The organism is Hyalangium ruber, assembly GCF_034259325.1.
Classification (GTDB): Bacteria; Myxococcota; Myxococcia; order Myxococcales; family Myxococcaceae; genus Hyalangium_A; species Hyalangium_A rubrum.
This window is the reverse complement of sequence record NZ_JAXIVS010000005.1, coordinates 443,957-469,440: the sequence shown is the minus strand read 5'-3', so window position 1 is coordinate 469,440 and position 25,484 is coordinate 443,957. Positions and strand designations below refer to the sequence as shown.

The following is a 25,484-nucleotide window of genomic DNA, read 5'->3' as shown; positions in this document are numbered from 1 at the left end:
ATATGGATAGCTTCCTCCAGGACGCCCGCTACGCGCTGCGCGTTCTCCGCAAGAGCCCTGGCTTCGCGCTGGTGGCGGTGCTGGCGCTGGCGCTGGGAATTGGCGCCAACAGCGCCGTCTTCAGCGTGGTGAATGGGGTGCTGCTGCGCCCGCTGCCCTTCGCCGAGCCGGAGCAGTTGGTGCGCATCTTCGGCAACTTCCGCGCCGCGGGCCTGGAGCGAATCTCCGTCTCGATACATGAGTATCGGGACTACCGCGATCTGCCCCGGGCGCTGCGCTCGGTGGCGGCCTACGACCAGGTGGACGTGACGCTCACGGGCCAGGACACGCCCGAGCGGCTGAACGCCATTACCGCCTCCGCGTCCCTGATGCCCACGCTGGGCGTGGCGCCGACGCTGGGCCGCAACTTCCGCGAGGAAGAGGAGTCGCCTGGCCAGGATCGGGTGCTGCTGCTGACGCACCGGCTGTGGCGCGGGCGTTTCGGTGCCAACCCGAACATCCTCGGCACGACGGTGAGCCTGGACGGAAACTCCTACACGGTGGTGGGCGTGCTGCCCGAGGGCTTCGAGTACCCCCGGGGGACGGACCTCTACATCCCCTTGGCGCCCCCGACCAGCTCGCTCGCGCCGGGGTTCCGAGGGCGGCGCTTCCTGGACGTGGTGGCGCGGCTGAAGCCCGGGGTGACGCTGGAGGCCGCCCAGCGGGACATGGACCGTGTCTCCGGCGAGCTGGTCCAGTCCCACCCCAACAACTACAGCCAGAGCAGCGGGTGGGCGATCTCCGTGGTGCCGATGGGCGAGCAGATGGTGGGCAACGTACGGGGCACGCTGTGGGTGCTGTTGGGCGCGGTGGGCTTCGTGCTCCTCATCGCCTGTACGAACGTGGCCAACCTGCTGCTGGCCCGGGCGGCGGCGCGCGGTCGGGAGATCTCCATCCGCGCGGCGCTCGGGGCGGGACGCCAGCGGCTGGTGACGCAGTTCCTCACCGAGAGTCTGATTCTCGCGCTGGCGGGCGGGGCCCTGGGGCTGTTGCTGGCGATGTGGGGGCTCGACGCGCTGCTGGCCCTCATTGGCGACGGGCTGCCGCGGGCCACCGAGGTGCGGCTGGATGGCCGGGTGGTGTTGTTCACCCTGGGCGTCTCGGTCCTGACGGGGGTGATGTTCGGCCTGGTGCCGGCGCTGCAGGCCAGCCGCGCGGATCTCCATGGCGCGCTGCGCGAGGGGACGCGGGGAACGGGGGGCCGGGCATCGGGACGGACGCGCGCCGTGCTGGTGGTGTCCCAGGTAGCGCTGGCGTTGGTGCTGCTGGTGGGCGCGGGTCTCTTCATGCGCAGCTTCCTGGCGCTGCAGGCGGTGGACGCGGGCTTCGACTCCCAGGGTGTACTCACCGCGCGCCTGTCGCTGCCCACCGAGCGGTATCCGGAGGTCGCTCAGCGCGCCAACTTCATGCGTGACTTCGTGGCACGGGTGCAGGCGCTGCCCGGCGTGGAGAGCGCGGGCGTGGTCAACCTGTTGCCGTTGACGGGCCACTCGGACCGGAGCTTGGACGTGGAGGGCAAGCCCAAGGGGCCGACCGACACGCCCTGGCCGGCGGTGGAGTACCGGGTGGTGAGCCCCGACTACCATAAGGTGCTGCGCATCCCGCTGCTCCAGGGGCGGCTGCTGACCGAAGCGGACAGCTTCGAGGCGCCTCACTCGGTCGTCATCAACGAGAGCACCGCCAAGGCCCTCTGGTCGGGGGAGGACCCGATCGGCCGGCGCATCCGGCTCCACCGCAACGACGGGGAGGGGCCCTGGGCCACGGTGGTGGGCGTCGTGCAGGACGTGAAGGAGTGGGGACTGGATCAGCCCGCGCGCCCCGTCGCCTACCACGCGGCGCTGCAGCAGGGCATGTCGGGCGCCTACCTCGTGGTGCGCACCCGCCAGGGCCCCGAGGCGCTCCTGGCCTCGCTCCAGACGGAGCTGCGCGCGGTGGACTCGAACCTGCCGCTGTTCGACGTGGCGCCCCTGGAGTCGGTGGTGGACGACTCGGTGAGCCAGCGCCGCTTCTCCATGCTGCTCTTGATGATGTTCGCGGCGGGAGCGGTGGTGCTCGCCTCGCTCGGCATCTACGGCGTCATCGCCTACACCGTCACCCTGCGCACCCGGGAGCTGGGCATCCGCATGGCCCTGGGCGCGCGGCAGGGGGAGGTCCTCTCGTTGATGGTGGGGCATGGCTTGCGCCTGACGCTGCTGGGCGTGGGCATCGGCCTGGCGCTGGCGCTGGCGCTGGGGCGGCTGTTGAGCGCGATGCTCTATGGCATCCAGGCCCATGATCCGCTGACCTTCCTGGGCGTGGCCGCGCTGCTGACGGGCGTGGCGCTGGTGGCAAGCTGGCTACCGGCACGTCGCGCCGCGAGGGTGGACCCGGCCATCACCCTGCGCGCGGAGTAGAGCGGCCTTATGTCCAACCTCCTGCGGGACATTCGCTACGCCCTGCGGCTGATGCGCCAGGCGCCGGGCTTCACGCTGGCGGCGGTGCTGGCGTTGTCGCTGGGCATCGGCGCCACCACGGCGCTCTTCAGCGTGGTGTACGCGGTGCTGCTGCGGCCGCTGCCCTTTCCGGAGGCGGACCGGCTGCTCGTGCTGGGCGCGGACACGGTGCGGCCGCAGGCTCAGCGCTTCAGCTTCTTCCAGTTCGATGCGATCGCCGAGCAGAGCACACAGTTCTCCTCGCTTACCGCCTACGGCAACCAGCTCTTCAACCTCACGGGGGAAGGGGACGCGGAGCAGGTACGGGGTGCGGTGGTGGAGGGGGCCTTCTTCGAGACGTTCGGGATTGCCTCGCTGCTTGGACGCACGCTCACGCCGGAAGAGCGCGAGGCGCCCCAGGTGGTGCTCAGCCAGTCCCTGTGGCAGCGGCTCGGAGGACGGAGGGAGCTGGTGGGGCGCACGCTGACGCTCGGAGGCCAGCCCTACACCGTGGTGGGGGTGATGCCCTCCGCCTTCCAGGTCCCTGACGCGAGGACGCTGCTCTGGGTGAACCACGCCAGCCTGCCCGGTGCCGCGAGCTCGCCAGCGCGGACCCTGCGCTCGTTTCATGGCTTCATCGTGAACGGTCGGCTCGCGCCCGGCGCCACCCTGGCGTCGGCCCGTGCCGAGCTGGCGACCATCGCCGCGCGGCTCGCTCAGGAGTTCCCGGACACGCAGTCCCAGCTTCGGCTGAGCGCGGTGGGCTACCGGGATCAGTTGGTGGGCAACGTGCGCCTGCTGCTGTTGGTGTTGTTGGGGGCCGTGGCCCTGGTGCTGATGATCGCCGCGGTGAACGTGGCGCACCTGCAGCTGGCGCGCGCCGCGGGACGGGCGCGCGAGTTCGGCATCCGCGTGGCGCTGGGGGCCAGCCGGGGGCAGCTCGTGCGCCAGTTGCTCACCGAGAGCATCATCCTGTGCCTGCTGGGAGCGGGCGGGGGCGTGCTGCTGGCCATGTGGGGCACGGATCTGCTGCTCGCCCTGGGGGCCAGCGCGCTCCCTCGGGGACATGAGGTGACGGTGGATGGGCGGGTGCTGCTGTTCGCCGTGGCCGTGGCGCTGGTGACTGGAGTCGGGGTGGGGCTGATTCCGGCGCTCCAGCGCAGCCGGCTCACGCCCCAGGCGATGCTGGGCCACAACGCCACCGAGGTCTCGCGGGGCCGCACCCACGGAGGCCTCGTGGTGGCCGAGGTGGCGCTCGCGCTGGTGCTGGTCATCGGCGCGGGGCTGATGCTCAAGAGCTTCTGGCGCCTGCACCAGGTGGAGCCAGGAGTGGACTCCGAGGGCGTCTTCGTGGCGAGGCTGGTGCTCTCGCCGGATCGCTATCAGGAGCCCGCGCGCATCGTGGGCTTCTACACCGCGCTGCGGGAGCGGCTCGCCATGCGTCCCGAGGTGGCCTCCTCGGGGTTGAGCTTGAGCCTGCCGCCGGGCGGAGATCAGCGCAGGACCAGCTTCACCTGGGAGGGTGCCCCGGAGAGCAACGCGCCGCCTTCGACCCTCTATGTCATTACCACTCCCGGCTTCCTGGAGACGCTGCGCGTGCCGCTGCGGGAGGGCCGCACGCTGGCGGAGGCGGACAAGGCGAGCACGGAGCCGGTGCTGGTGGTGAGCGAGGCCTTCGTCCGGCAGTTCTTACCCGGGCAGGAGGCGGTGGGGCGTCGGGTGACCTTCCGCGCGGTGGGCGGCCAGCCCGAGTGGCGTACCATCGTCGGTGTGGTGGGGGACGTGGCGTACTCGGGCTTCGAGCAAGGGCTCGAGCCCACGGTGTACGTGCCGCAAGCGCAGGATCCCCATCCCGGGGGCTTCCTGGTGGTGCGCGCCGCGCGAGGGCTCGAGGCCTCGAAGCTGGCCTCCGTGGTGCGCTCGGAGCTGCGCGCGCTGGACGCGGGGGTTCCGCTCGCCCAGGCCGACACGCTGGAGGCGATGCTGGAAGCGGGCCTGGGGCAGCCCCGCTTCCGCACCGTGCTGCTGGGCACGTTCGGCCTGCTGGCGCTGGTGCTGGCCGCGGTGGGCATCTACGGCGTGATGTCCTACGCGGTGGCGCAGCGCTCGCGCGAGATGGGGATCCGGATGGCGCTGGGCGCCCGGCGCGAGGACGTGCTGCGCCTGGTGGTGGGCCAGTCGCTGCGCCGGGTGGGGCTGGGCGTCGGGGTGGGGTTGGTGGGGGCGGTCGCCGCGCGCCACCTGCTGGAGGGCTTCCTCCATGGCGTGGGAGGGCTGGATGCCTCGGTCTTCGTGGGGGTGCCGGCCCTGCTCACGGCCGTCGCGCTCGCGGCCAGCTGGCTGCCGGCGCACCGGGCCGCCAGCGCGGATCCCGCCGATGTGCTGAGGCGAGGGTGAGCCCCCGTCTGGCCTCCAGACGGGCCGGGCACACAGCGCCCCCAATCGCCTTTCCCTGCCTCGGGGCTCTTCTGGCAGAGTCTCTTTCTCCTGGGTGTCGTCGTGTCCGAAATCGCCCCCGCAGTCGCTGACAGTGCCCCCCGCGCCCGCATCCTCGTCGCCGACGATCAGGCCGACGTGCTGGAGGCGTTGCGCCTGCTGCTCAAGCGCGATGGGTACACGGTGGTGACGGCCCAGTCCCCGGCGGGGGTCCTGGCCACCCTGGAGGCCGAGGACGTGGACGTGCTGCTGATGGACCTCAACTACGCGCGCGACACCACCTCCGGGCGAGAGGGGCTGGACCTGCTCGCACGCGTGCGCCAGCTCGACGCGACGCTGCCGGTGGTGGTGATGACGGCGTGGGGCAGCGTGGAGGGCGCGGTGGAGGCCATGCGCGGCGGCGCCCGGGACTACGTGCAGAAGCCGTGGGACAACACGCGGCTGCTGGCCCTGCTGCGCACCCAGCTCGAGCTGCGGCGGGCGCTGCGGCGCTCCCGGCGGCTGGAGGAGGAGAACACCCACCTGCGCAAGGGCGGGGAGCGGCCCTCGTTCCTCTCCGAGTCCCGGGCGATGCAGACGGTGCGCCGGCTGGTGGAGCGCGTGGCGCCCTCGGGGGCCAACGTCCTCATCACCGGAGAGCACGGCACGGGCAAGGAGGTGGTGGCGCGCGCCCTTCATGCCGCCTCGGGCCGCCCGGACAGCCCCTTCGTCGCCGTCAACTCGGGCGGGCTGTCCGAGGGCGTCTTCGAGAGCGAGCTGTTCGGCCATGTGAAGGGCGCCTTCACGGACGCGAAGACGGACCGCATCGGCTGCTTCGAGCTGGCCGACGGCGGCACGCTCTTCCTGGACGAGATCGGCAACATGCCGCTCGGCCAGCAGGCCAAGCTGCTGCGCGTGCTGCAGACGGGCGAGCTGCACCCGGTGGGCTCCTCCAAGGTGCGCCGGGTGTCGGTGCGCGTCATCTCCGCGACGAACGCGGACCTGTCCCGGGCCGTGGCCGAGGGCCGCTTCCGGGAGGATCTGCTCTACCGCCTCAACACGGTGGAGGTGCAACTGCCGCCGCTGAGGGACCGGCGCGAGGACATCCCGCTGCTGGCCGCGCACTTCCTGGGCGAGCAGGGTCGACGCTACGGGCGTCCGAACATGCGCCTGTCGCCGGGAGCCCTGGAGGCGCTGATGGCCTACCCCTGGCCGGGCAACGTGCGCGAGCTGGAGCACAGCGTGGAGCGCGCCCTGCTCATGGCCAGCGGGGACGAGGTGACGGCGGAGGACCTGCTCTTGCGGCGCGCGAGCCGGGAGGGCGCCTCGCGGCTGGAGGAGATGACGCTGGAGGAGGTGGAGCGCTACCTCATCGAGCGCGCCCTCACCCGGCACGAGGGCAACGTGAGCGACGCGGCGAAGGCGCTGGGCCTGTCGCGCAGCGCGCTGTACCGCCGCATGCAGCACTACGGCATCAAGGGCGCGCGGTGAGCCGCCGCCAGCCCCTCGCGCATGACCTGAAGATCTTCCTGCTGGCGCTGCTGGCGGGGTTGCCGGGCTCGGTCGTCACGCTGGGGCTGCTGTGGGGGCAGGACACGAGCGCCAAGGTGCGCTGGACCTTCTCCGTGCTGGTGGTGGCGGTACACCTGGGCGCGGCGCTGGCGGTGCGCGAGCGCGTGGCCCGGCCGCTGCAAACGGTGGCCAACCTGCTCGCCGCGCTGCGAGAAGGGGACTACTCGGTGCGCGGGCGCGGGGCGCGCGCGGACGATCCGCTGGGTGAGGTGCTGCTGGAGGCCAACGCGCTGGGCGACACGCTGCGCGAGCAGCGGCTGGGAGCGCTGGAGGCGGGCGCGCTGCTCACCCACGTGATGGAGAAGATCGACGTGGCGGTGTTGGCCTTCGACGCGGAGGGCGCGCTGAGGCTGGTGAACCACGCCGGCGAGAGGCTGCTGGGGCTGCCGCGTGCGCACCTGGTGAACAAGGGTGCGAGGGTGTTGGGGCTGGCGGATCTGCTGGAGGGCCCGGTGCCTCGGCGGCTCACTCGCACGTTCGCGGTGGAGGGCGGACCGTACGAGCTGCGGCGGAGCACGTTCCGGCAGGGGGGCCTGCCGCACCAGCTGGTGGTGCTGGCGGACCTGCGGCTGGCGCTGCGCGAGGAGGAGCGCGAGGCGTGGCGGCGACTGGTCCGGGTGCTGAGCCACGAGATCAACAACTCGCTGACGCCCATCCAATCCATCGCCGGCGCGCTGCGCGACGCGTTGACGCAGGCGCCTCGGCCCTCGGACTGGGAAGAGGACGCGCGCGGCGGGCTGGGCATCATCGAGCGGCGCAGTGAGTCGCTGGCGCGCTTCATGTCGGCGTACGCGAAGCTGGCGCGCCTGCCGCCGCCGAAGCCAGGGCCGGTGGAGGTGGAGCCCTGGGTGCGGCGCGTGGTGGCGCTGGAGACGCGGCAGGCGGTGGAGGTCCGCCCCGGTCCGGCGCTGACGCTGAGCGGGGATGGGGATCAGCTCGAGCAATTGCTGATCAACCTGGTGCGTAACGCGGTGGACGCGGCGAAGGAGCGGCAGGGCCGCGTCTGGGTGTCCTGGACGATGCCCGGGCCGGACGATGTGGAGCTGTGGGTGGAGGACGAGGGCCCCGGGCTGGCGGACACGGGCAACCTCTTCGTGCCCTTCTTCACCACCAAGCCTCAGGGCAGCGGGATCGGCCTGGCGCTCAGCCGGCAGATCGCCGAGGCGCACGGGGGCACGCTCCGGCTGGAGAACCGGACCGAGGGGCCCGGGTGCAGGGCCAGACTCCGCCTGCCAGTGCAGCTGGCAGTCACTGCTCGTTGAATTCCCGGTACGCTATTGTCCGCAGGGCCAGTAGTACGCGCAGGGCCGGGAGCGTACGTCTGGAGGCCGCGCCGAGGGAAGCCACCATGAAAGTTGCGCCACTGCGCCTGCTCCTCATCGAGGACGACGAGGAGGATGCCGCGCTGTTGTTGGATGAGCTCCAGCGTGGCTTCAGCGTGAACCCTACGCGCGTGGAGACCCCCGAAGAGCTCGCGAGTGCGCTCAGCGGAGGGACGACGTGGGATCTCGTCATCGCCGACTATCTGCTGCCGCTCTTCAATGGTCTGGAGGCCTTTGCCCAGGTGCAGCAGCGAGGGCTGGATGTGCCCTTCTTCATCGTGTCGGGGAAGATCGACGAAGAGGTGGCCGTCGCCGCGATGAAGAGCGGGGTCCACGACTTCCTGCTCAAGGACCGGCTGGGGCGGCTGATCCCCGCCGTGGCCCGGGAGCTGCGCGAGGCGGCCCTGCGCGCCGAGCGCCGCGGCATCCAGGAGCAGCTGCTGCTGTCGGACCGGCTCGCCTCCCTGGGCCTGCTGGCGGCCAGCGTGGCCCATGAGATCAACAACCCGCTCGCCTCGCTGATGATGGACCTGGAGTTCGCCCTGAGCTCGATTCGGGGCGAGACGATCCCCGACGAAGGCGTGCAGGCCCTGCGCGACTCGCGCGACTGCGCCGTGCGCATCCGGGACATCATCCGCGACATCAAGCTCTTCTCCCGCTCGGACGAACACCGGCTCGGCCCGACGGACCTGCACCGGGTGCTCGACTCGTCGCTGCGCATGGCGTGGAACCACGTCTTCCACCGCGCCCGGCTCTCCAAGGACTATGGAGACATTCCTCCCGTCCATGGCAGCGAGGCCCGGTTGGGGCAGGTCTTCCTCAACCTCATCATCAACGCGGCCCAGGCCATCCCCGACGGCCGCGTTCACGAGAACGAGATCCGCGTGGTGACGCGGCGTGAGTCGGCCGAGAGCGTCCGGGTGGAGATCCACGACACCGGGCCCGGCGTCCCCGTCGAGCTGCATGAGCGCATCTTCGAGCCGTTCTTCACCACCAAGCCGGTGGGGGTGGGGACCGGGCTCGGCCTGTCCATCTGCCGGCGCCTCATCGTGGAGATGGGGGGCAGCGTCGGCGTGGAGAACCACGAGGGGCGGGGCAGCGTGTTCTGGGTCCGCCTGCGCACGGCCGAGGCGGCGGTGAGCGCCGCGCCCGGCGAGAGCGTGGAGCAGCTCGCGCGGGGCCTGAACGTCCTCATTATCGACGACGAGGTGCCCGTGGCCCGCGCCATCAAGCGCCTGCTGGGAGAGCAGTGCGAGGTCACCGCGCTCGCCCGCGCGCAGGAGGCGCTGCGGCTCATCACCTCCGGGCGCCGCTTCGACGCCATCCTCTGTGACATGTTGATGCCCGAGATGAGCGGCCCCCAGTTCCACGAGGCCCTGGGACAGCTGGACCCGGAGCAGGCCCAGCGCATCACCTTCATGAGCGGAGGCGCCTTCTCAGAGGAGGCGCGGTCCTTCCTGGACCGGACCCAAGCCTCGTGCATCGAGAAGCCCATCGATATGCAGAGGCTGGCCCATTTGTTGGATTCCGTACCTCGCAAGGCCCCTGGGAACTAGGAGACGCTCCTTCCAGGACAGGACAGATCCAAAGATCGCGGCGAGTGCCAATAGCTCAGTGCCCCGAGGGTTGGAGCCTCGGCCCCATGAATGACGCACCGCCTCCCGCGTCGCCCTCGGACAAGCTGGGCGAGGAGCTCTTCCACGCTCGGCACCATGCGCTCATCCGGGCCATCCTCGACAACATCTCCGAGGGGGTCTCCATCTCAGAGGCGTCGGGGAACTTCATCTACAGCAACCCCTTCGCCAGTAGGGTGTTCGGGGTAGGTGAAAGTGAGCGCTCCGTCTCGGAGGAGTGGAGCTCCCGGTACGGCATCTTCCTGCCCGACGAGCGGACACCGTTGCCCATTGAACAGATGCCGATCTGGAAGGCCTTGAAGGGCCAGGAGTCGGGCGAGGTGGAGCTGTTCATCCGCAACGCGGGTTCGCCGGATGGCATCCACGTCAGCGCCAAGTGCATCCCCGTACAGGATCAGCAGGGTCGCTTGCTGGGCGCCATGGCCCTCGTGCGGGACGTCGACACGCAGCGTCGAATCGAAGAGGAGAAGCGCCGCACCGAGCAGCATTTCCGGCTGCTGGTGGAGACGGCCCAGGAGGGGATCGGGACCATCGATCCCGAGTGGCGCATCACCTACGCCAACCGCTACATGGCCGAGATGTTCGGCTATCGCGTCGAGGAGATGCTGGGCATGCACCTGTCCTCGTTCATGGACGAGAAGGCATGGCAGGTGGCCCAACGAGGGCTCTCGCTCAAAGGCCGGGCCCCCCCGGTCAAGGCCCAGGACACCGCCTTCCTGCGCAAGGATGGAACGGTCCTCTGGACCAGCATGTCCACCACGCCCTTGTTCAACGACGAGGGGGGCTATGCCGGCTCGCTGGCGATGCTCACCGACATCACCCGGCGCCGGGAAGCCGAGGCGCAGGTGCGCCAGCTCAACGCGGATTTGGAGGGCCGTATCGCCCAGCGCACCTCCCAGCTCGAGTTCTCCCACCGCGAGCTGGAGTCCTTCGCCTACACCGTGGCGCATGATCTGCGGGCCCCGCTGCGCAGCATCTCCAGCTTCAGCCAGGCGCTCGTCGAGGACTGTGGGGACAAGCTCGATGAGGTGGGCCGCGACTACGTGCGGCGCATCGTGAATGGCGGCCGGCGCATGGCCGAACTCATCGACGGCATCCTCCAGTTGTCGCGCGTCAACAGCACCCCGCTGTCGGCCCAGGCGTGTGACCTCTCTCGCATGGCGCGCGGGGTCATCGAGCAGCTCCAGTCCGAGCAGCCCGAGCGCATCGTGAAGGTGAACATCCAGGAGGGATTGATCGATCAGGGAGACCCGAACTTGCTGCGCGCCGTGCTGGAGAACCTGCTGGGCAACGCGTGGAAGTTCACCCGCGAGCGCGACGTGGCCGAGATCGAGTTTCGGGCGACGGGCGAGGCGGGGGGCGCGCGGACGTACACGGTTCGCGACAACGGGGCTGGCTTCAACATGGCCTACCGCGAGAAGCTCTTCGGCGTCTTCCAGCGGCTGCACACCCAGAGGGAGTTCGAGGGCAATGGGGTAGGGCTGGCCACCGTGCAGCGCATCATCCGCCGCCATGGCGGGCGCATCTGGGGCGAGGGTCAGCCGGGGCAGGGCGCCAGTTTCTTCTTCACCCTGAATGAGTTCCCGCGGCCGCCGCGGACCACCGCCTCCCCGAGCGACCCATGACCCTGCTGCCGTTGCGACTGCTGCTCATCGAGGACTCGGAGAATGACGCCGAGCTGGTGCTGCTCGAGCTGCGTCGTGGCGGCTATGAGGTGAGCCACACCCTGGTGGAGACCCCCGAGGGGCTCGAGGCCGCGCTCGACGAGGGCGGGTGGAACGTCATCATCACCGACTACGCGCTGCCGCGCTTCGATGGCCTGGCGGCCTTCGCCCAGGTGAAGAAGCGGGGGCTGGATGTGCCCTTCATCATCGTGTCGGGGAAGATCGGCGAGGACGTGGCGGTGGCGGCGATGCGGGCGGGGGTCCACGACTTCGTGCTCAAGGATCGACTGGGGCGGCTGGCGCCCGCGGTGGCACGGGAGATCCGCGAGGCCCAGGAGCGCGCCGAGCGCCGGAGGCTCCAGGAGCACCTGCTGCTGTCGGATCGGCTCTCCTCGCTGGGCATCCTGGCCGCCAGCGTGGCTCACGAGATCAACAACCCGCTGGCCTCGTTGATCATGAACCTGGAGGTCTCGCTGGGCTCCCTCCAGCGACAGGACATCTCCGTCGAGGGGACGCAGCCGCTCCGGGAGGCGATCGAGTGCGCCGAGCGCGTTCGGGACACCATCCGCGACATCAAGGTCTTCTCGCGCCCGGAGGTGCAGCAGTCCGGCCCGACGGATCTGCACCGGGTGCTCGACTCGTCGCTGCGCATGGCGTGGAACCACGTCATCCACCGCGCCCGCGTCGTCAAGGACTTCGGGGAGATCCCCCGCGTCCAGGGCAGCGAGGCCCGGCTGGGGCAGGTCTTCCTCAACCTCATCCTCAACGCGGCGCAGTCCCTTCAGGATGGTGGCCTGCGCGGGCACGAGATCCGGGTGTCGACGCGTGCCGAGGGGAGCGACACCGTCGTCGTGGAGGTCCGGGACACGGGGCCGGGGATCCCCCCCGAGCTGCAGGAGCGCATCTTCGAGCCGTTCTTCACCACCCGGCCCGCCGGCGTGGGGACGGGCCTGGGCCTGTTCATCTGCCGGCGGCTGATCTCCGAGGTGGGGGGGAGCATGGGCCTGAAGAGCGAGCCGGGGCAGGGCACCACGTTCTGGGTCCGCCTGCACGCGGCTCCGGCCCCCGTGCCCAAGGCTCGCGAGAAGTCTCCAGAGCAGCTCGCCCAGGGGCTGCGGGTGCTGATCATCGACGATGAGGTGCCCGTGGGGCGGGCCCTGCAGCGCTATCTGGGCCGGCAGCACGATGTCACCGTGTTCGTGCGCGCGCCGGACGCGCTGGCGCTCATCTCCACCGGCCGGACCTTCGATGCGATCCTCTGTGACTTGATGATGCCGGAGATGAGCGGCTCCCAGTTCCATGTGGCGCTGGAGCGGGTCAACCCGGAGCAGGCCCGGCGCGTCATCTTCATGACCGGGGGCGCCTTCACGGAGGAGACGCGGACCTTCCTGGGCACGGTGTCCAACCCGCACGTCGAGAAGCCGCTCGACCTGGACCACCTGGGGCGCCTGCTGGAGGCGCTGGCCCCGCGCGCCACGCCTACGGTGGTGGGGGGCCCTTGATGATCGTGATCTGCCTTTCGTGCCACCGCCTCCAGTTCAGGGGAAGCCGGCGGGGGACGTATTCCTTGTAGCCCGGGTCGAGCGCACGGCGGGCAAAGCCTCCGAGGAGGTCCTTCTTCCCGGCCAGGGCTTGCTCCGCCCCCTGGCTCTTCTCGTCCTCGAGTTCGTGGGCGCGGATGAGGTGTGCGGCGGCGACCAGCGTCGGGGGCAGCAGCGCGAAGCGAGGCTTGCGCACCCCGGTGAGGACATAGGTCTCCAGCGGATCGCGGGCGAGCCACAGGGCGAGGTGGGACCTGTAGACGCGCCGGGCGCTCCGGGTGTCTCCGGTATGGGCGAACTCCAGGGCGAGCACCGTGGCGGCTTCCAAGGGGAGGCGGTGAAGCACAGCATCCGAGGTGTCTCGGGCCCGCGTCGTGGCCTTCTCCAGGTCGGTGAGCAGCGCGCGCGTGATCTCCAGGGCCTCGCGGAGCTCGGGATCGGCGACGGCCTTGAGCTCCTCATCCTTCACGGTGCTCTCGCCGGTGAGGAGGCTGAAGACCAGCATGTGCTCGTGCGAGCGCGCGACCTGAGGAGGGATCAGATCGCGCGTGACGTACTGGGAGCGGGTCGGCCCCGTCAGGCGATCGAGCCGGCCCGCGAGCACAGCGAGCTCCCAGGTGCGGTTGCGAGGTTCGCTCGCGTACTGGCGCACGGCGTTGGAGGCATCCCGCATGCGATTGAGGGAGACCAGGGTGCGCACGCGAAACTCGAGATCCTCCAGGGAGGACTCGGGCGCCTTGGCCTGCGCGAAGTCGAGCAGCTCCAGGGCGTGCTCCGCATCGCCGTCGTCGAGGTGGAGGCGGGCCAGCGCGCGCTGAGGCTCGGGGGACTCGGTGAAGCGGTTTCGCAGCACCCAGTAGGCCTCCATGTGCTCCTTGGGCGGACGGCTTCGGACATGGAGGAGGGCGCGGAACAGGGAGTCGGGAGCCTGGGCGGCCCACTGGGCGTAGTGCTCGCGCGAAGTCTCCTCATGGCCCAGGGCGAAGGCGACATCCTGGGCGAGGTGGTGGACGGTGAGGTCGTCGGGGTAGCGCTCGGTGAGCTCCTGGGTGAACGTCTCCGCGCGATCCCATCCGTACGGAAGGGACCAGCGCAGCGCCTCCTCCCGGGCGCGAAGCGCGGTGGGGTCGGCGATGGCCACGTCCTGGGCGAGCTCCGCGGCTTGCTGCCAGTTCCCCGCCTCGGCGTACTCGCGCACCAGAAGCTCCCAGCCGCCGCGATCCGCGACCAGCTCCTCATGGGGCGCGAGGCTCGCGATGGTCCCTGGCAGCCGCCGGGGCGCGGCCGAGTCACTCGCGTCATCCACCTGCAGGGGGGCCGCGCCCAGGACATTGTAGACGGCGCGCGTGCCGCTCTGGATGGAGCGCGTCTCGAAGGGCTTGGGCTCACCCGGCCACCGGGCTTCGAGCTGGTGCGTGGCCTCCAGGCTGAAGATCCGCTCCTTCATCACGACGCCGGGCTCCAGCGTGATGGGCCGGCCGTTCAGACTCACCTGCACGGGCCGGGAGAGGCCGTTGGCGAGGCTCACCTCGTGGAGGGCGGCCGGAAGCAGCCCGACGACGAGCCCCGTGGTGACCAGGCCCACCGTGGCCAGTACGGCCACCCCACGCGCGAGGCCGAGGCTCGAAGGAACGCGGCCGAGGACCTCGAACTGCCCGTCCCGTCCCCGGCGGACGAGGTGCTGGCTGAGCGGCCAGATGGGCACTCCGAGGATGCGCAGGGCGCGGGTGGCGACGAAGGGCGCCTCCTGCTTCTCCACGGGAGGGAGACCGACGAACGCGAACCCCGTGCCCAGCGCGCCGCCCAGTCGGGGAGGGCGCTCGGACACGGCGAAGAGCTCGGGTCGGGCGAGCAGCCGCTGGAGCGTGTCCCGCGCGGGGCCCTTCGGCTCACGTTCGAAGCGAGCGGAGAGGGCGGCGTGTACGGCGAGCGCGTCTCCCCGCGACAGCGCCAGGGAGAGGGCCGTGTCCGGCAGCAGCGAGGCGAGGTCCGGAGCGCGCTCGGTGAACCCGCTCGGGTCCGCCTCCATGGGAAGGGACGGAGGGGCGGGGCGGACCTGGTCGCTCGATACCATCGAGAGGAGTCTACCCCCGAAGCCTCAGGGCGTGCGCGTGCCCTGCACGTCCACCTCGAGCACGGTGATCTTCGGGTCCGAGGGGAAGATGCTGAGCGCCTCCACCTCCAGCAGCGGCAGCGGCAGCGTACACAGCTCCCACTGGCCCGTGCCCTGGAACTGGCACACCGTGGGGTTCACGAAGGAGGTGCCGCGCTCGTCGTCCCGCAGGCCCATGCCCGCCGGAGCGCGGACGATGGCGCGCAGCGTGCCAGCCCCCTTGGCGCTGATGCGCAGGGCGGTGAGCTGCTTGAGCGGCGGCTTGAACTGCGCGCGCAGCGCTCCATCCGCCTCCCAGCGCGGCGTGCTCGCCTGACTCAGCTCCACACCCTTCCGGTCGCTCCCATCGAACGCCTGGCGAGCGTTCTCCGCGCCCGTTATCTCCGAGGGAGCGATGTAGGCGGGGCCCGCGATCACCAGTCCGGACAAGTCACCGGCCTGGGCGCCACGCTGTATCACCGCGGCGTTCACCAGGGCGGTGGGCAGGTGCCCGGCTTTCGCGCACACGGGCGCGAGCATGCTGAGCAGGGGAGGATACGTGGGCTTCAAGTCCCCACCCGTCACCGCCGCCGGGGCGAGCGCGGTGCTGGCCAGCGCCTCACAGGCCGAGGCCGTCCCGGGCCCGGCGTTCTCCAGGTTCCAGCGCAGCTCCTCGGGGCTTACCTGCCGCCCGATGAGGCCGCCGTGCAGCGCGCGGGTGACGACTCCAGCGCACGTGTTCGCCTCGGCGGGGCAGCGCTGGCACAGCGCCCCCAGCAGCTCCCGGCCCGCCGAGGGCTTCTCCGTCAGCGGCATGCGGACATCCAAGGCCCCGCCCAACTCACACGCTCGGGCGGGAGGCCGCGCGCAGGCCTCCACCTTCTTCCGGGCCTCGGCCAGCACCGTGGGGTCCTCCGTCTTGCGCACCACCGCCTCCAGCGCTCGCTCGAGGCTGTTGCAGGCGGGCGAGGGCGCCACGTCCACGGCCATTCCCGAGGCGGCGGCGGGGGGCTGGCCCGCCTCTGGCTTCTCGTCCTTGTGGGTGGTCCACCACAGGCGTCCGAAGACGATAAGGGCCAGGGCCATCAGCAGAAGGGTTCGGATCGGAAAGCGGCGCAAATGCAAACTCCTTGATTCCCACCGTGAGCGGGGGTTATCAGCCCCCGCGAGTTCTACCTGTAACGGAGGCGAGCGTGGCTGAGTCGTTCGACGTGGTGATCATCGGTTCCGGTCCTGGTGGCTACGTGGGAGCCATCCGAGCGGCCCAGCTGGGCCTGAAGACGGCCATCATCGAGAAGGACAAGCGCCTGGGTGGCACCTGTCTCCATCGCGGCTGCATCCCTACCAAGTCCCTGCTGTGGACCGCGGAGCTGTTCCACCACATCCGCGAGGCCTCGGACTTCGGCATCGACGTGGCCAGCCCGACCATCAACTGGGCCAACGCCCAGAAGCACAAGGAGAAGGTGGTCACCAAGGGTGCCAATGGCATCGACTTCTTGATGAAGAAGAACAAGATCACGGTGGTCAAGGGCCATGGCCGCATCTCCGGCAAGGGCAAGGTCGAGGTGACCGCCGAGGATGGCTCGAAGCAGACCCTCGAGACCAAGAACATCATCATCGCCACCGGCTCGGTGCCCAAGTCGCTGCCCAACGTCCAGGTGGACCACAAGCGGGTGCTCAACAGCGACTCCATCCTGATGATCGATCGCATCCCCAAGAGCATCATCGTCCTGGGTGCTGGTGCCGTGGGCTGCGAGTTCGCCTCCGTGTTCAACCACGTGGGTAGCCAGACGTCCATCGTCGAGTACATGCCCAACCTGCTGCCCATCGAGGACATCGACGCCTCGAAGGAGCTGGAGCGGTACTTCAAGAAGCGGAAGATCGACGTGTTCACCGGCACGAAGGTGGAGAAGGTCGAGCACACCGCCTCCGGCGTGAAGGTCACCATGGCGGTGGGCAACGAGACCAAGACGCTCGAGGCCGAGCTGCTGCTGTCGGCGGTGGGCCGCGCGCCCGTCACCGAGGACATCGGCCTGAAGCAGACCAGCATCCAGACCGACCGTGGCTACATCAAGGTCGACTCGATGATGCGCACCTCGGAGCCCAACGTCTACGCCATCGGCGACGTGATTCCGACGGCGATGCTGGCGCACGTGGCCAGCGCCGAGTGCGTGCTCGCGGTGGAGCACATCGCCGGCAAGAACCCGCAGCCCATCAACTACGACCTGGTTCCCTCGGCCACGTACTGCTACCCCGAGGTGGCCTCGGTGGGCCTCACGGAGAAGAAGGCCAAGGAGCGCGGCTACGACGTGAAGGCGGCCATCTTCCCCTTCAGCGCCGTCACCAAGGCCTCCATCTCCAACGAGGGCCACGGGATGATCAAGGTCGTCTCCGACAAGAAGTACGACGAGGTGCTGGGCGTTCACCTCGTGGGCCCGCACGCCACGGAGCTGCTCGCCGAGGCCTGCGTCGCGCTGCGGCTGGAGATCACCACCGAGGAGCTCGCGCACACGATGCACGCGCACCCGACGCTCTCCGAGATCATGAAGGAAGGCGCTGAGGCCACGCTGGGTCACCCGATCCACATCTAGGCTTCGCGCGGTTCTCCCCGGGTTGAGAGGGGCTGACCCTCTCCCCGGGGCCCGGAGGTGCAATGCCTCCGAGGGCTCCAAGGCATTGAAATCCCGACAGATTTGCTGTCTTTTTCCAGGTGGGACATAAAAATCCTGCCTTGAGCGATTTCCTGCTTGCCAGAGAATCCGGTCTTGCGGTAAAAATCCAACTTGAAGGTAGCAAGCTGGTGTCCCGCAATTCAGTGGTGCCTGCCTGGCAGGGGAGCTCATGAGCGCAACGACTCGAGGCAAGAAGGCGGCGGTTCGGAACTGGAAGTTCGGTCACGGCTTGGGGGCAATGGCCCTGCTGGTAACGGCCTCGTGCGGCAGCACGGTGGAGGGCGAGGCGCAGGCGGCGGATCAGCGCGCGCGCGTAGTCGCCTCGGCGGATGCGTGCGAGGTGCAGCCGCCCTTCACTCCGAACTTCCAGCCCGAGCTGGAGTGGAAGTGGCCGGCCACCTCGGCGGGCGCCGCGGTCATGCCGCAGTACAAGCAGGTGATGATGACGCCGGTGGTGGTGGAGGTGAACGGCGACGGTGTCCCCGACGTGGTGTTCAACTCCTTCGCGAGCACCAACTACACGACCGACGGTGTCATCCGCGCCATCAGCGGCGCGGACGGCAGCGAGCTGTGGACGGTGACCAACACCGCCCAGCGCGTGCGCGGCGCCTCCAGCATCGCGGCCGGCGACATCGACAATGATGGCCGCGTCGAGCTCTGCACCATCCCCGAGAGCGGCAACGGCATCATCTGCTTCGAGCACGACGGCTCCCTCAAGTTCCGCACCAGCGTCCCCGCCAACAACTGGGGCGGCGTGTCCTTCGCGGATCTGGAAGGTGACGGCAGCGTGGAGATCCTCAACGGCAACCACGTCTTCTCCGCCACGGGCGCGCTGAAGTGGGTGGGCTCCGACGGCATGGGCGGCGTCAACGGCGGCACCGGGCCGATCTCGTTCGCGGCGGACATCGACGGCGACGGCATCCAGGAGGTCGTCAACGACCGCGCCGTGTACCGCGCCAACGGCACGCTCAAGTGCATGAGCAACTCGGTGGGCCACGGCCTGGCGGGCGTGGGCAACTTCGATGGCGACTCGCACGGCGAGATCGTCGTGGTGTGGAACGGCAACGTGTCGCTGCTGGACGACAACTGCGCGCACCTGTGGACGCGGCTCCTCCCGGGCGGCGGCGTGGGTGGCGCTCCGAACATCGCCGACTTCGACAATGACGGGCAGGCGGAGATCGGCGTGGCCGGCGCCACCAACTACTCCGTGTTCGAGACCAACGGCACGGTGAAGTGGTCGCGCGCCACGCAGGACCAGAGCTCCAACCGCACGGGCTCCTCCACCTTCGACTTCGAGGGTGACGGCAAGGCCGAGGTCGTCTACGCGGACGAGACCCGGCTGCGCATCTATGACGGCGCCACCGGCGCGGTGCGCTTCGATGTGGCGCACAGCTCGGGCACCACGTACGAGAACCCCGTCATCGTCGACGTGGACGCCGACGACAGCGCGGAGATCGTCATCGCCGTCAACGACTACGGCGCTGCCTCGAACTCGGGCATCCGCGTGTTCCGTGACCGCACGGACGGCTGGGTGAACACCCGCCGCATCTGGAACCAGCACGCCTACTCGGTGACCAACGTCAACGACAACGGGACGATCCCCGCCCACCCGGTGGAGAACTGGCGCGTGCCGGGCCTCAACACCTTCCGCTCCAACAGCCAGGGCACCGGCACCACCAGCCCCTTCGCGGCGCCGGATGTGATCGCCTCCGAGGTGCAGGCCCAGTGCAACACCAGCGAGGAGATCCTCACGCTGGTGGCGCGGGTGACCAACCAGGGTGACGCGGCGACCTCGGCGGGCATGAAGGTGGCCTTCTACATGGGCAACCCGGCCGCTGGCGGCACGCTGCTGGATGTGGTGACGCTGTCGAACGTGCTGGCCCCCGGCACCAGCCGCACCGTGACGTACCAGATGAGCCCGGCCCCGGGCGGCCTGCACCAGGTGTACGTGGTGGCGGATGACGACGGCACGGGCACCGGCCGCGAGCTGGAGTGCCGCGAGGACAACAACGTCGCCTCGGCCACGCTGGACCTGACCTGCAGCGCCGAGCCGACCGATCCGTGCATCCAGGTGCGCCTGAACGACTACAACCTGTTCCTGCTCGAGGACTACAACCTGGGCACGGACGTCGAGGGCAAGGTGGCCGCGGGTGGCAACATCACCATGAACAACTTCGCGGTGGGCTCGCGCCTGCCGGAGACCGACACGGCCAACGTGCTGGTGGCGGGTGGCAACCTGACGCTCTCCAACGGCGCGGTGTGGGGCGAGGCGGCGTACGGCGGCACCCTGACGGCCGACCAGACCGTGCTCTTCCCGCGCGGCCCCGCCACGCAGGGCACCCCGATCGACTTCGCGGCTCGCGGTAACGAGCTGCGCAGCCTGTCCTCGTCGCTGGCCAACCTGGCCGTCAACGGCACCACGACGCTGGAGACCTGGGGCGGCATCATGCTGCGCGGCACGGACGCCAACGTGAACGTCTTCACGGTGAACGCCAGCTCCTTCACGGGCGCCACGCTGCTCTACATCGAGGCCCCGGCCAGCTCGCTCGCGGTGGTGAACATCTACGGCGCGTCGGCCCACTTCAGCGCCTTCGGCCACTCGTTCTCCGGCGTCGATGAGCACGGGGTGCTGTACAACTTCGTGGACACCACCAGCATCACCGCCAACGGCTTCGGCTTCTGGGGCACGGTGCTGGCGCCCTACGCCGACGTGAACTTCAGCAACGGCAGCTGGGACGGTGGCATGTACGCCAAGTCGCTCACGGGCTACGCCGAGGGTCACATCAACGCGCTGAACCCCCGCGACATCTGCGTCGAGGAGCCGAACTAATCGGCTAGCCTCTCAGCTCGGGAAGTAGCTCAGGGCCAGCGCCACCCTCGGGGTCGCGCTGGCCCTGTTGTTTTTTGGAGCCCGCCGATGGGAGCAGCCAGCGCCTGAACGGCCGCCTGGCATGGGCAGGGCTGCCCAGGGGGTGCAGGGCCGCCAGGGGGTGCAGGGCTGCCGTGGGGGCCTTCGGGCGTTAAGGAAAACAGCGCGTTCCAGAAGCCTTTGTCTCGGCTGATGCGCCGCGTTAGAGGCTTCTCGCTTGACCCTGGTTTTGACCCCAACCTACAAGGCCCGCGATCCATGGCGACTCCCGATCGGTTCCCGCTCCCCCAGGTCTCCGAGAGCACTCGCAAGCCCGAGTGGTTGAAGGTGCGCCTCCCTCATGGCGAGGGGTACGAGCGGGTGAAGGCCATCGTGAAGCGTACGAAGCTGTCCACCGTGTGCGAGGAGGCCCGCTGCCCCAACATCGCCGAGTGCTGGGGCGGGGGCACCGCGACGGTGATGCTGATGGGCGAGGTCTGCACCCGCGCCTGCCGCTTCTGCCACGTGAAGGTGGGCGCGCCTCCGCCGCTGGACCCGATGGAGCCCATCCACCTGGCCCAGGCCGTCAAGGAGATGGACCTCGAGTACATCGTCGTCACCTCGGTGAACCGGGATGACCGGCCGGACGGCGGCGCCAGCCACTTCGCCTCGGCCATCCGCGAGCTGCGCCGCGAGTCGCCCAAGACGATCGTCGAGGTGCTCATCCCCGACTTCAAGGGCGTGGAGAAGGACCTCGACACGGTGGCCGAGGCCCGGCCGCACGTGGTGGCCCACAACGTGGAGACGGTGGAGCGGCTGACGCCCACGGTGAGAGACCGGCGCGCCGGCTACCGGCAGACGATGCGGGTGCTCGAGTACCTCAAGAAGCGCCCCGAGGGCCTCTACACCAAGAGCTCGGTGATGGTGGGCCTGGGCGAGACGGACGCCGAGCTGGAGCAGACCTTCAAGGATCTGCGCGCCGCGGGCGTGGACGTGCTCACGCTGGGCCAGTACCTCCAGCCCTCGCAGTACCACCTTCGGGTGGAGCGCTTCGTCACTCCGGCGCAGTTCGACGAATACAAGAAGCTCGCCGAGTCCTTCGGCTTCCTTTACGTCGCCAGCGGCCCGCTGGTGCGCTCCAGCTATCGCGCCGCCGAGTTCTTCATGAAGGGGCTCATGGAGCGCGAGCGCCTGGAGCGCATCGGCTAGCCCCCACAAGTTCCTCGTCTCACAGGCAGGACGGACCCACTCCCCATGGCTCTCTTTGAATTCAAGCTCCCCGATCTCGGCGAAGGCGTCATGGAGGGCGAGCTCGTCAAATGGCACGTGAAGGAGGGCGATCTGGTCAAGGAGGACCAGGTGCTCGCCGAGGTGATGACCGACAAGGCCACCGTCACCGTGCCCAGCCCGAAGGCCGGCCGCGTCCTCAAGACGCACGGCAAGGAGGGCGAGATGGCCAAGGTGCATCAGCTCATGGTGACGCTGGAGGTGGAGGGCGCGGCGCCTGCTCAGGCCGCGGGCCACGGCGCTCCCGCGAGCCATGGCGCTCCGGCCGCCGCGCAGCCTCAGGCCGCGCAGGTGGCGGCCCCGGTGGGCAATGGCGCGACTCCCGCCTCCAAGGTGCTGGCCACGCCGCTCACCCGCCGCATGGCGCGTGAGCACGGGCTGAACCTCGCGGAGATCTCTGGCTCCGGCTCCCAGGGCCGGGTGACGAAGGCCGACGTGATGGCGGCGCTGGAGGGCAAGTCCTCCGGCAACGTCGTCGCCCCGGCGGCCCAGGCTCCGGCCGCGGCCCGGCCCTCGGCGCCGCCCGTGGCTTCGGGGCAGGGCGACGAGCGCATTCCCCTGCGCGGCCTGCGTAAGAAGATCGCCGAGAAGATGGTGCGCTCGAAGTTCACCATGCCGCACTTCGCCTTCGTGGAGGAGGTGGACGGCACGGACCTGGTGGCGCTGCGCAAGCGCCTCAACGCGCAGCTCCAGGCGACGGGCGACGACACGAAGCTGACGTACCTGCCCTTCATCGTGAAGGCGGTCATCGCCGCGCTGAAGAAGTACCCGCACCTCAACGCCAACTTCGACGAGTCCGCGCAGGAGTTGGTGGTCCGGGGCGATTACAACATCGGCATCGCCGCGCAGACGCCGGACGGCCTCACCGTGGCGGTGGTTCGCAACGCGGACCGGCTCACGCTGCGGGACCTGGCGCAGGAGATTGCCCGTCTGGGCACGGCGGCTCGCGAGCGCAAGCTGAAGATGGAGGAGCTGACGGGCGGCACCTTCACCATCACTTCGCTCGGGCAGAGCGGTGGCCTGTTCGCCACGCCGATCATCAACCACCCCGAGGTGGGCATCATGGGCGTGCATCGGCTGCGCAAGCGCCCCGCGGTGAAGGACGATGAGATCGTCATTCGCGAGATGATGAACCTCTCGCTGTCCTGCGATCACCGCGTCATCGACGGCGCGGTGGCCGCCGAGTTCGTGTACGAGGTCATCAAGTACCTCGAGCACCCGGACATGCTCTTCCTGGCGATGGCCTGACCCCTGATGCGCGCATGGCCAATCCTCGCGACCACATCCGTGCGGCCCAGGCGGCGGAGCTGAGAGGGGACAAGGCCAGCGCCATCGCCGAGCTGCGTCAGGCGGCGGAGCTCTACCGGAGCTCCGGTAACCCGGCCCGCGCGCTCCACCTCCTGCGCCATGCGAAGGGGTTGGATCCCAGCAGTGAGGAGCTCTCCGAGGAGATCCGCCAGGCCGAAGAGGCGCCCGAGACCTCCGAGGATGGGGAGCGGGTGCTGGAGCTGAAGCCTTCCCCCGAGGAGCTGGCCGAGCGCCAGCGGCTCATCGAGGAGGCTTTGCGCGAGGCGGGGGTACACGAGGCAGGGAAGGGTGCCCAGGACGAGGTGCAGCGGTGGCTCGTCGAGGAGCCTTCGGCGGCCAGGCGAGGGGCGCCGAGGGATCTCCTCTCCGCCCGGGAGCGGGCGCTCAAGTGGGCCCAGCAAGAGGCGGAGGAGGAGGAGGCCCTGCGCGAGTGGTCAGGCGACGCGGCGGAGGCGCTCCCCGTGGGTACGCCTCCCATCGCAGGAGCCCCGAACCCCGCCAGCGTGTCGCTGGAGGTGAAGGCCCTTGTCGGGGCCGATATGAAGGCCCTCGTGGCGGAGGTGGAGACCCTCACGTCTCTGTCCGACCCCGAGGAGCCGTTCCCCGAGGAGATGATGTCCTCCGAGTCCGAGCCCGCGCGGGAGCCTTCGCGCGCCGACCCGTCCCTCTTCGACCGAGGGCCGACCCGGGCCGATCCGTCGCTGGATGCGTGGTGCTCGTTCTGCTGCCGCCCTCGCGCCGAGGTGGGCGAGCTGGTCGCGGGGCCGACGGGCTCCTTCATCTGTGCCGCCTGTGTGGGCGAGTCCCAGGGGCTGCTCGGACTGGAGGGGGCCGCCCCCGCCGCGCGCCCCCAGCCCGCGCGACGCAAGGATGACGCTCGGGTGCTGGAACTCGTCGGTCAGGCGGAGGCCCGCGCGCTGCTGGAGCGAGGGCTTCAGGCCGGAGCGCGCCGGTTGCTGGTGATGGGCCCCGAGGGCTGCGGGAAGACGGTCTGGCTGCACGAGCTGGCGAGCCAGGAGCGCGGGGCGTTGATGACGCTCGAGGCGCTGGAGCAGGGCGGTGGCGGCCCCGTGGCGCTCGTGGAGGACGTGGACCGGCTCTCGCCCGAGGAGCAGGCGCGGCTGGGGGCCTTCCTCGCCCGTCATCCGGAGCGCACGGTGGTGATGAGCGCCCGGGGCACCTCGAACGTTCCCAGCCTGCGCTTGCAGGGGGCCGCAGGCAGCCTGCCCGTGTTCACCACCAGCGCGGTGTTCCCGCTCCTTCGCGGCGCGGTGCCGATGGCGCTGCTCGATCAGGTCCAGCTCGTCATCCCGCTACGGGAGCCCACCGAAGCCGAGTTCATCGAGATCGCCCGGCGACGGCTGGCCCTTCGTGGGCCAGAGGTTTCCCTCTCGGACGAGGTGCTCGCCGCTTTCGCCTCCGAGGCCGCACGCTCGCCTCGCTTCGGGCATGAGCTGAGCGCGCTGCTCTCCCGGGTGCTGGCGGGCTCTTGGAGCCTCCAGGGGGCAAGTCCGGACTCGCAGGATGATGCGGGAGGCAAGCCACCGGCTCGGCGCGGACGCCGGAAGGGAGCGCCGTGAACACGCTGACGGTGTACCAGCTCGGGCAGGTGGAGTACGCGGACGGCCTGACGCTCATGCAGCGCTTCGCGGATGCGCGGAAGCAGGGGCTCATCGGCGACTCCCTGCTGCTGCTGGAGCACCCGCCCGTCCTCACCCTGGGCCGGGGCGCGAAGCGGGAGAACATCCTCGCCAGCGATGAGCGCCTCGCCTCCGAGGGCGTCGAGCTCTTCGAGACCAATCGCGGCGGAGATGTCACCTACCACGGCCCCGGTCAGGTGGTGGGCTACCCCATCTTCCTGCTCCCGAAGCACCGCCAGGATGTGCGCCGCTACGTGCGCGACGTGGAGTCCTGCATCATCCGCACGCTGGCCGAGTACGGGCTCTCCGCCGGCACCATCCCCAAGTGGCCGGGGGTCTGGCTGGGGCAGGAGGGCGATCCCAACGCACGGAAGATCGCCGCCATCGGCATCCATATCTCTCGCTGGCTGACGACGCACGGCTTCGCGTTCAACGTCAACACGCACCTGCCGCACTTCGAGCTGATCGTCCCGTGCGGCATCCGCGAGGCGGGGGTCACTTCCCTGAAGCGCGAGCTGGGCCACCCTGTCTCCATGTCGGACGTGCAGGAGGCCCTCGCCCGTCACTTCTGCGCTGTCTTCGAGAGCGAGCGCCAGGAGCCCGCCGCGCCCATGCGCACGGTGAGCGTCGCGCTGGTGCGGGGACGAGGGCCCGAGGCCCGTGTGCTGGTGGTGCGCCGCACCCCCGAGCGCGGTGGCTTCTGGCAGACCCTCACCGGGCGCGTGGAGCCGGGTGAGTCTCCCGAGCAGGCCGCCGCCCGTGAGCTGGAGGAGGAGACTGGGCTTCGTGTCCCGATGCGAGCCCTGGGCTACCGGCACTCCTTCGCCCTGGGAGAGCGCCTGCCGCCGGTGTTGGCGGAGGAGACGGGCTTCGTCGCGTGGTGCCCGGAGGATCAGCAGGTGCGACTCGGGCCCGAGCACGATGCCTACGAGTGGCTGGAGCCGCGCGCCGCGATGGAGCGGTTGCCGTTCCAGGGCCTGCGCGGAACCGTGAAGCGCGCGGTGGCGATCTCGGAGTGACGAAAGCTCCCTGGAGAGGA

At 70.0% G+C, this 25,484-nt stretch carries 15 protein-coding genes; 13 read left to right on the top strand and 2 right to left on the bottom strand.

The features are described from left to right. Nucleotides 1–2: 2 nt before the first annotated feature. The 7 genes from SYV04_RS17440 to SYV04_RS17410 all read left to right on the top strand — a co-directional run bounded on the left by SYV04_RS17440 (nt 3) and on the right by SYV04_RS17410 (nt 12,559). Nucleotides 3–2,432: an ABC transporter permease gene (locus tag SYV04_RS17440; RefSeq protein ID WP_321546931.1), complete on the top strand. Its 2,430-nt coding sequence runs from the start codon at nt 3–5 to the stop codon at nt 2,430–2,432. A 9-nt stretch (nt 2,433–2,441) separates the two neighbouring features. Then, nucleotides 2,442–4,847 carry an ABC transporter permease gene (locus SYV04_RS17435; protein ID WP_321546930.1) on the top strand — a complete coding sequence of 802 codons (2,406 nt, stop codon included), beginning with the start codon at nt 2,442–2,444 and terminating at the stop codon, nt 4,845–4,847. A gap of 102 nt (nt 4,848–4,949) precedes the next feature. After that, a complete protein-coding gene (locus SYV04_RS17430; RefSeq protein WP_321546929.1) occupies nt 4,950–6,356 on the top strand; it encodes a sigma-54-dependent transcriptional regulator in 1,407 nt (468 codons plus the stop codon). Further along, the gene (locus SYV04_RS17425; protein ID WP_321546928.1) at nt 6,353–7,699 is read left to right on the top strand and encodes a sensor histidine kinase; all 1,347 of its coding nucleotides are present in this window, start codon (nt 6,353–6,355) and stop codon (nt 7,697–7,699) included. Before SYV04_RS17430 ends, SYV04_RS17425 begins: the two co-directional genes overlap by 4 nt. 86 nt (nt 7,700–7,785) lie before the next feature. After that, a complete protein-coding gene (locus SYV04_RS17420; protein ID WP_321546927.1) occupies nt 7,786–9,315 on the top strand; it encodes a response regulator in 1,530 nt (509 codons plus the stop codon). A gap of 86 nt (nt 9,316–9,401) precedes the next feature. Next, nucleotides 9,402–11,018, top strand: a complete 1,617-nt coding sequence (locus tag SYV04_RS17415) for a sensor histidine kinase (protein WP_321546926.1) — start codon at nt 9,402–9,404, stop codon at nt 11,016–11,018. Continuing rightward, nucleotides 11,015–12,559 carry a hybrid sensor histidine kinase/response regulator gene (locus SYV04_RS17410; protein WP_321546925.1) on the top strand — a complete coding sequence of 515 codons (1,545 nt, stop codon included), beginning with the start codon at nt 11,015–11,017 and terminating at the stop codon, nt 12,557–12,559. The genes SYV04_RS17415 and SYV04_RS17410 overlap by 4 nt, the downstream gene beginning before the upstream one ends. Here the strand turns inward: SYV04_RS17410 and SYV04_RS17405 are convergent. Both SYV04_RS17405 and SYV04_RS17400 read right to left on the bottom strand, forming a co-directional pair. Beyond that, entirely contained in the window at nt 12,537–14,672 is a 2,136-nt protein-coding gene (locus tag SYV04_RS17405) for a hypothetical protein (RefSeq protein WP_321546924.1), read from the bottom strand. The genes SYV04_RS17410 and SYV04_RS17405 overlap by 23 nt on opposite strands. Nucleotides 14,673–14,696: 24 nt before the next feature. After that, on the bottom strand, nt 14,697–15,809 hold the full coding sequence (locus SYV04_RS17400; RefSeq protein ID WP_321546923.1) for a hypothetical protein: 1,113 nt from the start codon (nt 15,807–15,809) through the stop codon (nt 14,697–14,699). Nucleotides 15,810–15,883: 74 nt separating this feature from the next. Here SYV04_RS17400 and lpdA point away from each other — a divergent pair, with 74 nt between their 5' ends. The 6 genes from lpdA to lipB all read left to right on the top strand — a co-directional run bounded on the left by lpdA (nt 15,884) and on the right by lipB (nt 25,464). Further along, complete coding sequence (lpdA, locus tag SYV04_RS17395; RefSeq protein ID WP_321546922.1) at nt 15,884–17,281, top strand: dihydrolipoyl dehydrogenase; 1,398 nt, start codon at nt 15,884–15,886, stop codon at nt 17,279–17,281. A gap of 250 nt (nt 17,282–17,531) precedes the next feature. Then, entirely contained in the window at nt 17,532–20,192 is a 2,661-nt protein-coding gene (locus SYV04_RS17390; RefSeq protein ID WP_321546921.1) for a choice-of-anchor A family protein, read from the top strand. 297 nt (nt 20,193–20,489) lie between these two features. Continuing rightward, nucleotides 20,490–21,419 (top strand): lipoyl synthase, encoded by a 930-nt coding sequence (gene lipA, locus SYV04_RS17385; protein WP_321546920.1) that lies wholly within the window; start codon nt 20,490–20,492, stop codon nt 21,417–21,419. A gap of 45 nt (nt 21,420–21,464) precedes the next feature. Further along, entirely contained in the window at nt 21,465–22,745 is a 1,281-nt protein-coding gene (locus SYV04_RS17380; RefSeq protein ID WP_321546919.1) for a dihydrolipoamide acetyltransferase family protein, read from the top strand. A 14-nt stretch (nt 22,746–22,759) separates the two neighbouring features. Then, the gene (locus SYV04_RS17375; RefSeq protein ID WP_321546918.1) at nt 22,760–24,385 is read left to right on the top strand and encodes a ClpX C4-type zinc finger protein; all 1,626 of its coding nucleotides are present in this window, start codon (nt 22,760–22,762) and stop codon (nt 24,383–24,385) included. After that, nucleotides 24,382–25,464: a lipoyl(octanoyl) transferase LipB gene (gene lipB / locus SYV04_RS17370; RefSeq protein ID WP_321546917.1), complete on the top strand. Its 1,083-nt coding sequence runs from the start codon at nt 24,382–24,384 to the stop codon at nt 25,462–25,464. The genes SYV04_RS17375 and lipB overlap by 4 nt, the downstream gene beginning before the upstream one ends. The last annotated feature ends 20 nt before the right edge of the window (nt 25,465–25,484 follow it).